This is a genomic window from Erysipelatoclostridium sp. MSK.23.31 (genome assembly GCF_019125875.1).
Classification (GTDB): Bacteria; Bacillota_I; Bacilli_A; order Erysipelotrichales; family Coprobacillaceae; genus Thomasclavelia; species Thomasclavelia ramosa.
On sequence record NZ_JAHOCB010000059.1, the window covers coordinates 1 to 14,279 of the forward strand.

The following is a 14,279-nucleotide window of genomic DNA, read 5'->3' on the forward strand; positions in this document are numbered from 1 at the left end:
ATCTAGTAGAAGGAGCAACTGGCAAAGACAGAAACAATACTATTGGGGGACATAAAGCGTGAGTGAAATATATAATTAATTAAAAAAAACAGTATAGCTAATGATCAAAGAGCTGTTGATATTATTAAAATATATGCGATAATATTAAACGGTGATTATTGTGAGAGACAGAGAAATTATAGCAAGAAACTTAATTAATATTATAGACGTGAAAAACTGTCAGTATTTTAGTCAGTTTATGAATGATGATTTATATGATAAACTGTATGATTATCTTATAAAATTGAGTAGAGGAAATGACAAGGCGGTTGCTCATACAAAACTAATTATGGAAGAGTGCAGACCGATTATTGAAAAAATCGAAAAAGACGAACAGCTCTCTAATGATGAATTCAATTCTTTTATGGAAAAATTCAGAGTGTTTAAAAGGAAATATCTTATGTAAAAATACTTTTCCAACATCATAAATACCGTACAGCTGTTATAAAAAATTGTTTTTTGGGGGATAAAAGAATGATTGAGATTTATGATCTAAACGATAAATTAATAGCAAGAGTTAGTAATCAAGATCAGCTTGATGAGTTTATGGATGATAATGAATTTGAATATCCAGAAGTTATTATAAAAGAGAACGGTAAAAAGAGGAAATATACTTTTGAAGACAGTGAATTTGAGTCATCCAAAAGGGAGCTGTTGAAAAAATCAAAATATTTTCATATGAGCAGGATATGTGCTTTAGCAAATGTAGATTATTATTCATTTAACCTCTGGAAAAATAAAGGAATATTTGTTTTAACTCCTAAAGAAATAGATGCTTTATATGATGCAATAAGTCATGCATGTAAATGATGTAATACTGGACAATATTGAAGAGTGGCATAGGATGATTTGCCATTTTGATATAATTGTTAAAAAAAGCCAAGCTAAAAATTATTAAAGAAATAATCAGTATATATTATGAATTTTTTTATGAAATAGTAAAATTTATAGCGAAATATGTGTAGTGTACCTATTATGTTAGTTTAAAAGAGGTAAAATACAAAGACTTTCTATTTATATAATATATTAAGTCATGTAGAATACCTCATTTTAGGCTTATGATATATTATTGGAAATTTGTAAAATTAATAAATAACGAATGATAATGCCATATAAATTTATTGATATATAGTTCTTTTACTCTTTTGTATTAGTTATGTCTTTGTGTCAAATAAGAGTATGTTAATGTAAATGCTTTAATATAGTACGTTTATTTTTTTATCATAGAATAGTAGGCATTTACCAATAAATACACTCAGCTTTTCCTGTATTTTTATCTACATACGAATATATCTCTTCACCATCGTCGAAATATGCTGTGAAAATAATTTTAGAATATGTTTCAGTCATTGTAATTTCAGGAGTCTCTCCATTATTGAAGTCATATTTTCCTAAGCTCACCGTACTAGAAGCTGATAATGGTGTGATCAAAAATGTAGATGCTAAAATAAAACTTAGAGAAATAATTAATAATTTTTTCAATTTCATATATGTCACCATCCTTAAATTTGTAGATATTTTTATAGCATTATCTCTCACTAATATTGTATTCTACTTATTTATTATTTTCGATTTATATGATAAAAAACATTGGATTAATCAATTTTTTTGCGTTGACCGAATTTTTTCTTTGCTGCTATGTTGTTGAATATGAAATGTTAAGAAATATATAAATAAAATTTCCTTATTATATTGAAAAGCTTGTTTTAATATGCTAAAAAATACAATCTTTTAACCTATAGAAAAATAAAGGAATATTTGTATTTTTTATATAGCGATTCTAAACCTGTATTATATAATTCTTCTCCTTTACCTCCTATTGATTACGTGTGTGAAGCTATGAAAATAATGAAGAGGAAATAGTTTGTGCCTGGATAATGGAATTAGTTCAGGCGATATCTATTAAATAATTTTGTGTAAACTGATTCTCCAATGGTAGAATGAAATTAACTACCAAAGGAGGATTTTTATCATGAGTAAAAAAGATATAGTTAAATATATAATTGATGAGTATGGTGTTACATCACCTACTGATATAACTAATGCTTTAAAAGACTTATTAGGTGAAACATTACAAGATATGTTGAACTCTGAATTTGATGAACATATGGGATATGACAAGTATGATCAAAAAACAGATAAAACTAATTATCGTAATGGAACTTCCAAAAAAAACAGTTAAAACATCTCAAGGTGATGTTGATAACAAAATTATCAACTTATATGCCCGTGGTATGTCTACAAGAGATATCAGTGATACTGTTAAAGATATTTACGGTGTAGAAGTTAGTGCAGCTATGATAAGTAAAATAACAGATAAAATTATCCCTAAAGCTTTACAATGGCAAAACAGGCCATTAGATACTGTATATCCAATAGTCTTTATTGACTGTGTTCATTTTAATGTTAAAACAGATAATATGGTTACCAAAAAAGCTGCATATGTTGTTTTAGGAGTTAATGAGAATGGATATAAGGAAATATTTGGTATTTGGATCGGCGAAAACGAAACAGCTAAATTCTGGCTATCAGTACTAACTGATTTAAAGAATAGAGGAGTTAAGGATATATTGATTATTTGCAGTGATGGTCTTTCAGGTATTAAACAAGCAATTGAATCAGCATTCCCAAATACAGTACAACAAAGATGCATAGTTCATCTAATTAAAAATTCATGTAAATACTTGAGTTATAAAGACAGAAAAGAATTCTGTAAAGATCTAAGAACAGTATATACAGAATCTACAAGTGATAAAGCATTAGAAGCACTGGATAAGTGTAAAGGTAAATGGGGAGATAAATATCTGTATGCATTTAAGCCATGGGAAGAAAACTGGAATGAAGTTTGCAGTATGTTTAATTATGTTCCAGAACTAAGAAAAATCATGTATACAACGAATGCAATTGAAAGTTTAAATAGTGCATTTAGAAAGTTTACTAAAATAAGAACAGTATTCCCAACAGATGAAAGTTTATTTTATCTTGAGCTAAAGCATTGAGTCCAACTGCATATTTTAATTCTTTAAAGGTAGTTTCAATTCTCTATCTCGTCTTGTATATTTTTTTAATTTTTTCTAATGGAAATTCATCTCTATCTAAATTTGTGGTAATACATTCATAAGTATTATAACTATTAATTCTTAAAATACTTATAAAGCTTATCTTCAATGGCACCTGACTTCATACAGATAATGAACTTAATTAATTCATTAAAAGAAAGTTTTCTTTTTCTTGTAAAATCTAAATAAGGATTAAAAAGAAAATTTTTTTCTGTTCGAAAAGTGCTTTAAATATGATTCTGGATTTATCAATACTTCCGGAAAAGTTGATTTTTTAAATTATTATGCTAATCGAATCGATATGTAAAATAGCTATTGACTTAGGTTAAATTTTGCGAGAATTAATACGACTGGATCTAACTGGTCCTATTTCTTTAGAAATTATCGATTCAATATCAGGTGGATGTTTTCCACCTTTTTTAATTCTTGGATAATCCCTCAAAATTAAATTCTGCTCCACCTGCAAATTTTGCTCCATTATTAGATGAAGTCGCAACAAACTTAATTTGTGTTGCTGTTGTAGCTTCTTTTAAATTTACATAAATAGGATTTACTCCTTCATAAACAAAATTTCCTTTAGCAACTTGTTTCCATTCAGATGAATCAACTGCTAAATCATCACCAACAGGTCCATTATAAACCCATAATTCATATCCTTGAATATTTCCATTTGTCTCTTCACCTTGTTGTCTAGGTGTATAAGAAAATGCTTGAAATGTTTCTTCACCTTTTAAATTAATTACAACGTTATGAGGATATTCTTGGTCACCAGTTCCCCCACCATAATTAGTATGCCAAATTGAATTAACATCACCGTCTAATAAATTTTGTGCTGGTCCATCACTTGGTCCTGATGGGTTATGAAAACTATCAGCTGTCGCTGTCCAACCATTACGATTAAGTGCCGGTACAACTGGAGCATCTTTTTGCTCTTTAGTTGTTTTAATAATAAATTCTTCGCTGCCTGTCGCTGGTTCAAACGTTGTTTTAGCACGTTTATTTTCAATACTAGTAGTTTTTAATTTATTATCTACTGTTGAAAATTCCCTTTCAATATACTCGTTTCCAATTGTTACAATGTTATTTGAATTAGTTACTTCAATATCAGAAGCTGCTAATGCATCTAACTTATTTGTATTCATTGGAACACAAGATAAGTAAGAGCTAAAACTAATGAACCTTTTAAAATTTTTTTCATTTTTCTTTCCTCTTTATCTTTTCTTAATGTATGTTTATATTTTTAGTTAAACTACTGGTGATTTAGTTCATATTAAAAATACATTAGATATTCTAGCATATTATTTATTTTAATTATTTCTGTAAATTAGTAATCATTTTGTATAAAAATGGCTATAAATATGTTGCAGGCTTAAAAATATGTAAATTTGCTGTATTAAAAAGGATAAAATTTATGTTAATTAAATAAAATATCTGTCTGGTTTGACGTTTTGTCAAATAATAGTTTGTAAGTGGCAGATTTGTAGGTTTCCAAACGAATTGAATTTCCTTATATCCAGTGGACTTAGTCTTTGTTAAATGTTAACATGGTTTATTTTAAAGTCTAATTTGCTATTTTAAAATAATTTTATCAAAGTAAATATTTAGTAAAGGTTATATAAAAGAAAATTAAGGAAAAAATTACTTAGTATTAACATACTTTGTTGATGATTTTGTTATATTACCTTTGTAATACTAGGAGGACGAAAAAATGACGAAGGAAAAATCAAATAAAGTAATTAAAGCCACAATGGCAACCTTGGTGACAACTCTTGTTGTAGGTAGTAATAGTGCTATTTCATTACAAGCAGTTAATAATGATAATAGTGACACAGCTATCTTAAATGAAAATAGTGTTACATCACCAATTATTATTAGTGAAATAGTTGCTGATAGCCACCAGAGTGATATGACAACAACTAGTGGTAGAGATGCATTTGAGTATTTTGAATTGTATAATACTAGTAATCAAAGTATTAATTTAGATGATTATCAAGTATTATATGATAATGGTAGTACTATTAGTGAGTGGAATTTACCTGCTAATACAATTTTACCAGCTAATGAAGCTTTGATTGTTTGGATTCAAAATGAAGAAAGTAAAGATTTAGATTTAGCTTTGTTTAGAGAATATTATAATTTGTCAGCTGATGAAGGACAAATTGTTAAAACTGAAAATATTGTTAGTGGTTTTTCTAATAGTGGTCAAAGAGAACTGCGAGTTACAGTAAAAAATACTAAACAAATTTTAAGTTCAGTTATTTATAATGATGAAGATGTTAAAGTACAAACAAAAAAAGGAATTAACTTTATTTACAATTCTGGTAGAATTCAAGAAAGTACTTTTAGTTATGACTTGGATCCTACACCAGGTAGTTTGATTGAACAACAAAAATTAGAAAGTAAGTATCAATTTGTAACAGTAAGCGATGGAATTGTTACCATTAATACTGTTCAAGAAATCAATGCCGGCGAAGCTTTGGTTGTAAAAGCTACGACTAATTTACCAGGAGTTATTTTAAAAGCAACTTTAAAGGTAAATGATAAAGAATATGATATGACATATGATAGTGACGGTAATTATGTTTATAGTGTCCCTGCTAGCGAAATTAGTAATGAGGATCTTTTAAATATTACTGCTACTTTTAATGATGGTATTAATGAAATTACTAGTGCAACTCAAACAGTTACTGTTAATGAAGGGGCGGTTGAATTTGCTTCACCATTGTTGATTAGTGAATTATCACCAAATAGTACTAATGTTTCTGGTAGTGATGCGTATGAATATTTACAGATTTTTAATGTTAGTGACCAAAGTGTAGCTGTAAATAATTACCAGCTTGTTTATGTTAATGGTAATAAAGAAACAGTTTGGAAATTAGATGATGATATTGTCTTAGATGCTAAAGAAGTATTAACAGTTTGGGTTGTTAATGAGACAGTAGAACAAACTGGCTTAACAGTTGCAGATTTTAATAATAATTATGGTACTAATTTTGTCGCTGGTGATAATTTTACAACTATTCATAGTGATGGAATGAGCAATAGTGGTACTCGTGGATTTAAAATTATCACTAATACTAATCAAGAATTAACATCGGTTAATTATACTGCTAGTGATTCTAGTAATGGTAAAATCGACACAGATGAAGCTATTTATTATAATTACACTTCAAATTCCGGAGTGCCAGTTTATGATAATGAAGTAACATTAGGAAAATTAAATAGTCAACAATTAATTACGGGGCGCTATATAACACCAGCGATTGTAGAAAACCCTGAAGTAGAAGTTGGGGCAGATAGTTTTGTAAGTGCAAATAGCAATTTCACTGTCAGTGTAGAAAATACTAATCTTACAAACACAATTATTGATGCTAAGTTAAATTTATATCAGGATGGAAATGTAGTAGCCAGCTATGATTTATTATATACTGATGGGATTTTAAAGGTAGATGTACCTGCTCAAGATTTAGCTGCTTATTCAAATTTAACATATGATGTTACTATTACTGATGGTTTTAATAAGGTGACTTCTGTTAAGAAAACTGTAGTAATCGAACAGCCAGGAATGATTGATCAAAGTAAGGTTGCCCCCTTGGTTATTAGTGAAATTATGCCTGATAGTTCTAATGTCGGTGGCAGTGATGGTTATGAATTCATTGAAATTTATAATAATTCAAATTTGGATATTAATTTAAAAGATTATAAATTGTATTATAATTATCCTGATCAAGGTGTAGATGGTGATGTTATCTGGTATGAAACTAATGAGGATAAAATTATCAAATCACATGATACATTAGTTTTTTGGATTAAAAATGGTACTAATGATGATTTACAAATTAGTGATTTTAACAATAAGTTTAATACTAATCTAGATAGTGATCATTTAATTTCGATTTATAATGCTGGAATGGCAAATGGTTCGGCTCGTGGGTTAAAAATAACTTCTAATATTAAAGATGTTTTAGATTATGTTTTATATAATATGGATGGTGTTGATGATACTGCAGCTGATAAATCAATTGTATATCAAAATAGATATGATGGTTCAACTTTTACTAGTACGCTAATCGATAATAGCGCTGAACCAACACCAGGAACAGTAACTGAAAAACCTATGTATGAGGCTGTTTTACCAGAAACTGTTTCTTTGATAGAATACAAAGATCAAACACCAGCTAATTTTAATGAAGCTAACGATTTAACTTTCTCGCTTGATGCTAAATCTAACGATACAACAATTAAGAGTGTTTACTTGTATTTAAAAGATAATAATAGCGAAGATTTTGAAGTTTATAATTTATTACGTAATTCTGGTGATAATTTTTCAAAAACATTACCAGCAGTAGATTTATATAATAAATCATCATATACATATTATTTTGCTATTAGCGATGGTTATCAACAAATAACAACACCAGTTAGCACAGTTAATAATGAAAAACCAGTTTCTACTGGCGATCAAATTAATATTAGCGAAGGTGCGATTATTAACCAAACTGAACAAATTATTGGTACCGCTAATAATTTGATAATTGATGATCAGGATGTAACTGATAAAGCAGTCAAATCAATTAACGGAAACGCACGAATTGTTTTTGATACTACTCAAACAGATGTTTTCTTTAAAAATGCAGTTGCAATTGGAAATGATGTAATTGGCGTTTTCAATGAAGGTACTTATAGTGACTGGCGGACATATGCTTATGATATTAATGCTAGCTGTTTTGACAGTGATTCAAAAACAATTACTATTGCTTTCCATGCTGGTAATAAAGCTAATGCTTTAGAACACAATGTTGAAAATAACGATGACTTTACTATAAAGAATATTAGATTAACATTACCAGATGGTACAACTTTAAGAGCTGGTCAGTATAGTGCTGTTTATGGTCTAGGAGCAGTTGAACATACTGAAGATAACTGGAAACCAGATAGTCCAGTTGAAGTTAATGATATTACCCCTGAAAAAGAAATTAGTATGGGTGATGGTACAAGCAAAGTTGAAATTTTATATGCTACTTTCACATTAGATGATCAAAACTTTAATGCTTTACGTTATGATCTTGATACAACTGCGTTAGAAGATGGTACTCATAGTGTAACAAGTGGTAGCAAGACGGTATCATTTGTTAGTGATAATACCGCACCAGTTATTGAAACTAATATGGTTGAAGGTCAAATTTATCATAATGGAACTATTGAAGGTAGTGCCCAAGATGCTATTTGTGATACGAGTACTTTAATTGCTGCTCTTGATGGGGAAGGAATTGAATTGCCTTATGATTTCCGTTCATTAGAAATGGAGCCAGGTAATCATCAATTAGTATTAACAGCTTCAGATATGATTGGAAATGTTACTAGTAAGGTAATAAATTTTGTAACACCAGAAGAAAATGCAGCAATTAATGGGGAAATAACACCAGTAAGTGGGACAACTGTTAATGGTGATCCAACATTTAAAGTTACTGTAAGTGATAGTACTGATGATTTAATGCAGGTTGCTTTCAAACGTGGTGAACGTTATCTATTAGGTGATGCTAATATTACTTCATCTAGTGGTATTAGTCAGATTGCCGGTAATAATACTCAGGATTTCAGTGGTGATTCTGGTGATGGATTCCCTTATCAACAGTTTGATGTTAAAGTAACTGGTGATATAAGTGATGATGCAACTGTTAAGATTGATTGGAAAGGTAAATCTAATAATCAAAAGACTTTTATGTATGCTTATAACTATGCAACTAATACTTTTGATAAATTAGATACGGTTATGGAAATTGATGGTGAAACCATGAAATTAACCGGTGAAGTAATATTAAAAGATCACTTACTTGATCAAACAATCAAAATTATGGTTCAAAATGGTGAAGGATATACCCCTGATCAATATAGAGAAGATTTTACTGGTGCAATGTCTAATCCAGCAGATACACCAAGAGAAAACTATGATTTTACATTTGCTGTTGAAAGTGATACTCAATATTATAATGAAGACTTTGATGGCAATCCAGATCAAGATGTTGATGGAAACTATCAATATCAATTAGATATTCATAATTGGTTATTAGCTAATCGTGAACGGATGAATATTCAGTATTTATTCCATGATGGTGATATTATTGATGATGAAGATCAAGTGCAAGAATGGATCAATGCTGACAATGCTTATAAAATGCTTGATGATGCTAATATGCCTTATGGTGTTTTAGCTGGTAACCATGACGTTGGTCATTTAAGTGGTGATTATACTTCTTTCTCCAAATACTTTGGTGAAGATCGTTATAATCAAAACCCATGGTATGGTGAAAGTTATCAAGACAATCGTGGACATTATGATTTAATTACTGTTGATGGCATTGACTTTATCATGGTATATATGGGGTGGGGTATTGGTAATCAAGAAATTCAATGGATGAATGATGTTTTAGCTCAGTATCCAGAAAGAAAAGCAATTTTGAATTTCCATGAATACCTATTAGCTAGTGGTGGTTTAGGTGAAGAACCACAAAGAATTTATAATGAAGTCGTAGCTGTTAATCCTAATGTTTGTATGGTTTTATCTGGTCATTATCATAATGCTCAAACAGTAGTATCGCAGTTTGATGATAATCATGATGGTGTTAATGATCGTAATGTTTATCAAATGTTATTTGATTATCAAGGTTTAGCTCAAGGTGGTATGGGTTATATGCGTTTGATGCATTTTGATAATACAAATGGACAAATAATTATTAGAACATATTCACCTTCATTAGATGATTATAATGCTAAAGATGAAAGTAATATTGGTGATGTAGCTGATATTAATGGTGAAGAAGAATTTGTAATTAATTATAGCGATTTAGGAATTACACCAGTTCAAAAACAAATTGAAACAACAAATTTAGATGTTAATATTTATACTGATGATACTTTTGGTACAGTTAATGATGTAAGAAGTAATCAAGAAATCAGCTATACATTAGAAAATGCTCCTCATGGATTATTTGGTTGGTATGTTGAAATTAGTGATACTAATGGTGGTTTAACAAGATCAAATGTTAATTATGTTAATATTGATAAACAAAATATTAAACCAACAATAGTATTACCTGATGATGAATTTAATAAGATTGCTGTAGGAACAGATTTTGATCCATTGAAAGATGTTAAAGCTTTTGACAGTCAAGGCAATGATTTGACTAGTCAGATTGTTGTATTAGGTAGTGTCGATGTTGATAAAGCTGGTAGATACGAATTGACATATCAAGTAACTGATTGCTTTAACAATGTTGCTATTGTAACTAGAGTAGTAGAAGTTGTTGAAAATGATGACGATCAAGATATCAATGTTCAACCAGGAAACGATAGTAGTGTAAATGGAAATAATAGTACTACTAGTTCATCTGCCAATGCACCACTTACCGGTGATCTTGCTAATAGTAATTATTTAACATTAGCAGTTGTAAGCTTAATGACTTTTATAATAATGATCAAAAAATATTTAAAAAATCTAAAAAATATTCATAAATAATGAATTAAATTACATAGAAATAGAGAGTGTAATATAAACTGTGTAAGTCAGTAGCGTACGGATTGACTTCACAGTTTTTATTGTGAAACAAAAACCACGTGCTATTGAAGTGAACCCAGAAAATTGGAAACTTTAAAAACCTATTGTAATTGACTTATTTAACTGTCATGAACCTTTCTTCTTTCCTAATAATTCTGATGGTTTTGATTCTTTTATCAAAGCTGTTAAAAAATTTAAATCACCTAGACATATTGTAGGCTTAGAAGCCATCGGTCATTACGGTGACAACCTTATCAGCTTTCTAATCAAACAAGATTATGAGGTTGCTTTAATTAATCCATTAACCACTGATGCCAAGCGCAAGTCTAAAATCCGCAAGACTAAGAATGATAAAAAAGATACTTTTCTTATCTGTTCAGTACTCTTTGACAGAGACTATACTAAAGTCACTCAGCATAAACTCGATATGAAACAGGTTCGAGAATTAACCCGTTATCACTCTTCAATTACTGAAGATATCAATCAAAAGAAAAACCGTCTTCAAAAGTGTATCGATATCGTTATACCCGAGTTTAATTCATGGTTTAAAACCAAGTATTCCAAAACTTATATGGCTGTTTTAAAAGAATTTGGAAGTTCTTATAATTTAGCCAAAGCTAATCTTACTCATCTCAAAAACGTTCTAAACCCTAAAAACAAGGGGTATCATGTAGAGATAGATGCATCATCTCTTCGTGATAATGCAAAGAAATCTATTGGCGAAAATAACGAAGTTATTGCTCTTGAAATTAAGATGCTTATTGAAAATATTGAACTCTTAACCAGTCAGCTTAAAACTATAGACAAAAAAATAGAAGAATTAGATGCTAAACTAGATTCTCTTATCTTCTCGATTCCCGGCATTGGGATTTATACGGGAATGTCTATTTTAAGCGAGATTGGTGATATCCATAACTTCAGCTCTGCTGTCAAAGTCATGGGATTTGCAGGTGTAGACCCCGGTACTTATCAGTCCGGTGAATACAGCGCTCCTCAAACAGCATTGTCTAAACGTGGTTCGCGCTACCTAAGAAAAAATCTATATCAGTGCATTCTTACAGTATGCAAATACAATCTCACTTTCAATAAGTATTATAAACTAAAACGGTCACAAGGTAAATCCCATAGATGCGCCCAGGGCCATTCAGTACGAAAACTTATAAGAGTAATCTATAAATTATTGTCTGAAAACATACCATTTGATGAAAGACAGCTGATTTAAAAATATTTAACTTAATATTTTTAAAATTCTGCATAAAGCAGTAGTTTTCAGTGTACACAAAATTCACTTTTCAAAGAACTAAAAAATATTTCAGCTAATTATCAAAAATCACTTGATTTATATATAGTTAGCTTTCCTGTAAAAATTCTACTTCTCCATTCAGTATATTTTTTGTATTAGGTATCTGCAACCACGCTCTTTCAAGTTCATCATTGCAATATTCTCTCACTTTATCTGGCAGGCTTTCCCAGATTTCTTTAAATTGAAGTGATTGAGATAATCTCCACTCAGCTACATCTTCTCCTCCGTATTGACCATACTGATATTGATCGCATGCATCAAAATGTTTGTGAAATGCAATATTTTCAACACAATTAACTATCGCTTCTTTTACTTTAATGTTTTGTAATTCTTCATTTGATAACTGACCTAAAATATGATATGGAATATTTACATTCATAGTGGTTAAACGTATAATTATTTCTTCGATTGAAAAATTGGCATTACTTGAAAATTCATTCAGATAGTCGAGTATTTTATTCCCCTCGTTATATTTATCATTTAGAAACAGGTATAAGTTATCGTCTAAGTCATTATTGCCACTTAACTTAAAACTGTGAAAACTTATATCAGTATATGGTTCAGCATATAGATCCCCAAATCTGTCACCTCCAGGATAATTAATAATCAATTCCGTTTGATTTGTTAGATGAATAATATCTCGATGATCATAATAAAAATCGTTTCTTTCATCAATGTTTTGCAACTAAACTCATTTTCAGGAAATTCAATTTTAATGTATGATATTACATCGTGTATTTTTAGTTGTTTTGTTTTTTCGATAAGATTTTCAATTTTAGTTTTGATTAATTTATTTTCCATATTTTTTCTCCTTGTTATAATCCTAAATCATAATCATTTTCTAATTTCTCATATCCGACAATACTTTCATTAGAATATGTAATACGATTGATATCAATTATAGTAGCTTCTTTATTCAGCTGTTCTTCTATATTTTTTTTCATTAGATTAAAATTTTCTTTTGCTAAATTTCTTTTTTCTTGTGAGGTATTTTATATATTTTCAACTCCTTCAATAACGATTGCATTTCTAGACATATTCAATGCAGCCACGGCTAAATTACTGCTTCCAGCAAACTGATCAAGAATAATTTCATATGGAAGCGATATATAACCGATTATTTCCTCTAGCAACTCGACAGGTTTTTCAGCCTGATGCACTCTCTTAGTTATACTTTTTGGTTGATAGTTAAACTGCGAAGGAAGCATACCTGATGTTCCGCTCATGTAATGAACAATTAAATTATTTAAAATTGAAATCAGCATATTCATATTTAAATTCATTAATAATGAATAATGAAATAGATGAAGAACAACTACAGGTAATGCATAAAATATTGAATAAGGAAGTAATAGCCAAGGAGGAAAATAACAGACTTTATAATGTAAAGGTAGCAGCATTTTCTTTCTTAAGAAAAGTTGACGATTATGATTTTAATTTTCAGCCAGGCATAAAAGAAGAAAAAATAAGATCGATTATTGAATCGGATTTTTATGAAAACGCAACAAATGTTGTTTTTATAGGTAATCCAGGTACGGGGAAAACGCACTTAGCAATAGCAATTGCATATACAGTAGCCATTAGACGTAATAGTGTATATTTTATTAAATTTAATAAATTAATCAATATTCTAAGACAGGCAAATTTCAAGAGTTATAACTTCGTTGTTCACCAATGGATTTCTTTGCATTGGCACGAAGAGATGATGTGTCTGTATCCCCATGGTTTCCACTGCTTTTAGGCTTTAGAAGATGAGTGAGAATGGCACCGGCTAAATTATAAGAACTTCCAAATTCTTTTAAAACAGCCGTATAAGCTTTGGAATATTTGGTTCTAAACCAAGTATTGGACTCAGGAATAACGATATCAATACATTTTTGAAGTTACCTTTTCTTTTGATTGATATCTTCAGTAACAGAAGCATGATGACGAGTTAATTCACGAGCTTGTTTCATATCGAGCTTACGCTGAGCGATTCTAGTATAATCTCTATCAAAGAATACTGAACAAATAAGAAAAGTCTCTTTTTTATCATTGTTAGTCTTTCTTATTTTGCTTTTGCGCTTGGCATCAGTTATTTATCAACTTGAAAAATTTGGTCGCTCGCATATCAAAGCATCTTAGGTTCTTTTCTATAAATATCTTCTTTTTGAGCACATGTATAGATGCTCTATTTGTCATACAATTTTAAAGGTTCAAATATATCTGAAATGCAATTATGTGATTCATTCAATAATTAGCATTTTTAGACTTTACTTTTAATGGTTATTGAAACTGGAATAAACATTAAATATGTTTGTATCCCAGCTACCCTTATCGCATT

The 14,279-nt window shown here is 29.7% G+C and carries 10 protein-coding genes and 1 pseudogene; 6 read left to right on the forward strand and 5 right to left on the reverse strand.

Annotated elements, in window-relative coordinates; translation table 11 throughout:
• Positions 1 to 160: 160 nt before the first annotated feature.
• Together KSU54_RS16940 and KSU54_RS16945 are read left to right on the forward strand one after the other, a co-directional pair.
• Positions 161 to 445, forward strand: a complete 285-nt coding sequence (locus KSU54_RS16940; RefSeq protein ID WP_226907127.1) for a hypothetical protein — start codon at positions 161 to 163, stop codon at positions 443 to 445.
• Between the two features lie 68 nt (positions 446 to 513).
• Positions 514 to 849: a hypothetical protein gene (locus KSU54_RS16945; RefSeq protein ID WP_217749071.1), complete on the forward strand. Its 336-nt coding sequence runs from the start codon at positions 514 to 516 to the stop codon at positions 847 to 849.
• Between the two features lie 429 nt (positions 850 to 1,278).
• Here KSU54_RS16945 and KSU54_RS16950 read toward each other — a convergent pair whose 3' ends face one another.
• Entirely contained in the window at positions 1,279 to 1,527 is a 249-nt protein-coding gene (locus KSU54_RS16950) for a hypothetical protein (RefSeq protein ID WP_008792846.1), read from the reverse strand.
• A gap of 484 nt (positions 1,528 to 2,011) precedes the next feature.
• Between KSU54_RS16950 and KSU54_RS16955 the strand changes: the two are divergent.
• Positions 2,012 to 3,017: pseudogene (locus KSU54_RS16955) on the forward strand (IS256 family transposase); the annotation flags it as partial.
• Positions 3,018 to 3,517: 500 nt separating this feature from the next.
• Here KSU54_RS16955 and KSU54_RS16960 read toward each other — a convergent pair.
• Positions 3,518 to 4,240 (reverse strand): discoidin domain-containing protein, encoded by a 723-nt coding sequence (locus KSU54_RS16960; protein ID WP_008792843.1) that lies wholly within the window; start codon positions 4,238 to 4,240, stop codon positions 3,518 to 3,520.
• A gap of 566 nt (positions 4,241 to 4,806) precedes the next feature.
• On the opposite strand from KSU54_RS16960, the gene KSU54_RS16965 reads away from it, so the two are divergent.
• Together KSU54_RS16965 and KSU54_RS16970 are read left to right on the forward strand one after the other, a co-directional pair.
• Entirely contained in the window at positions 4,807 to 10,614 is a 5,808-nt protein-coding gene (locus tag KSU54_RS16965) for a lamin tail domain-containing protein (RefSeq protein WP_117792006.1), read from the forward strand.
• A gap of 148 nt (positions 10,615 to 10,762) precedes the next feature.
• Positions 10,763 to 11,875 (forward strand): IS110 family transposase, encoded by a 1,113-nt coding sequence (locus tag KSU54_RS16970; RefSeq protein ID WP_081723977.1) that lies wholly within the window; start codon positions 10,763 to 10,765, stop codon positions 11,873 to 11,875.
• Between the two features lie 127 nt (positions 11,876 to 12,002).
• Here KSU54_RS16970 and KSU54_RS16975 read toward each other — a convergent pair whose 3' ends face one another.
• The 3 genes from KSU54_RS16975 to KSU54_RS16980 all read right to left on the reverse strand — a co-directional run bounded on the left by KSU54_RS16975 (position 12,003) and on the right by KSU54_RS16980 (position 13,164).
• Complete coding sequence (locus KSU54_RS16975) at positions 12,003 to 12,641, reverse strand: hypothetical protein (RefSeq protein ID WP_008792840.1); 639 nt, start codon at positions 12,639 to 12,641, stop codon at positions 12,003 to 12,005.
• A gap of 130 nt (positions 12,642 to 12,771) precedes the next feature.
• Positions 12,772 to 12,900 (reverse strand): hypothetical protein, encoded by a 129-nt coding sequence (locus tag KSU54_RS19220; RefSeq protein ID WP_256443956.1) that lies wholly within the window; start codon positions 12,898 to 12,900, stop codon positions 12,772 to 12,774.
• Between the two features lie 48 nt (positions 12,901 to 12,948).
• Positions 12,949 to 13,164 carry a DNA methyltransferase gene (locus tag KSU54_RS16980; protein WP_008792838.1) on the reverse strand — a complete coding sequence of 72 codons (216 nt, stop codon included), beginning with the start codon at positions 13,162 to 13,164 and terminating at the stop codon, positions 12,949 to 12,951.
• 5 nt (positions 13,165 to 13,169) lie between these two features.
• On the opposite strand from KSU54_RS16980, the gene KSU54_RS16985 reads away from it, so the two are divergent.
• Positions 13,170 to 13,697 (forward strand): ATP-binding protein, encoded by a 528-nt coding sequence (locus tag KSU54_RS16985; protein WP_008792837.1) that lies wholly within the window; start codon positions 13,170 to 13,172, stop codon positions 13,695 to 13,697.
• Positions 13,698 to 14,279: the final 582 nt, after the last annotated feature.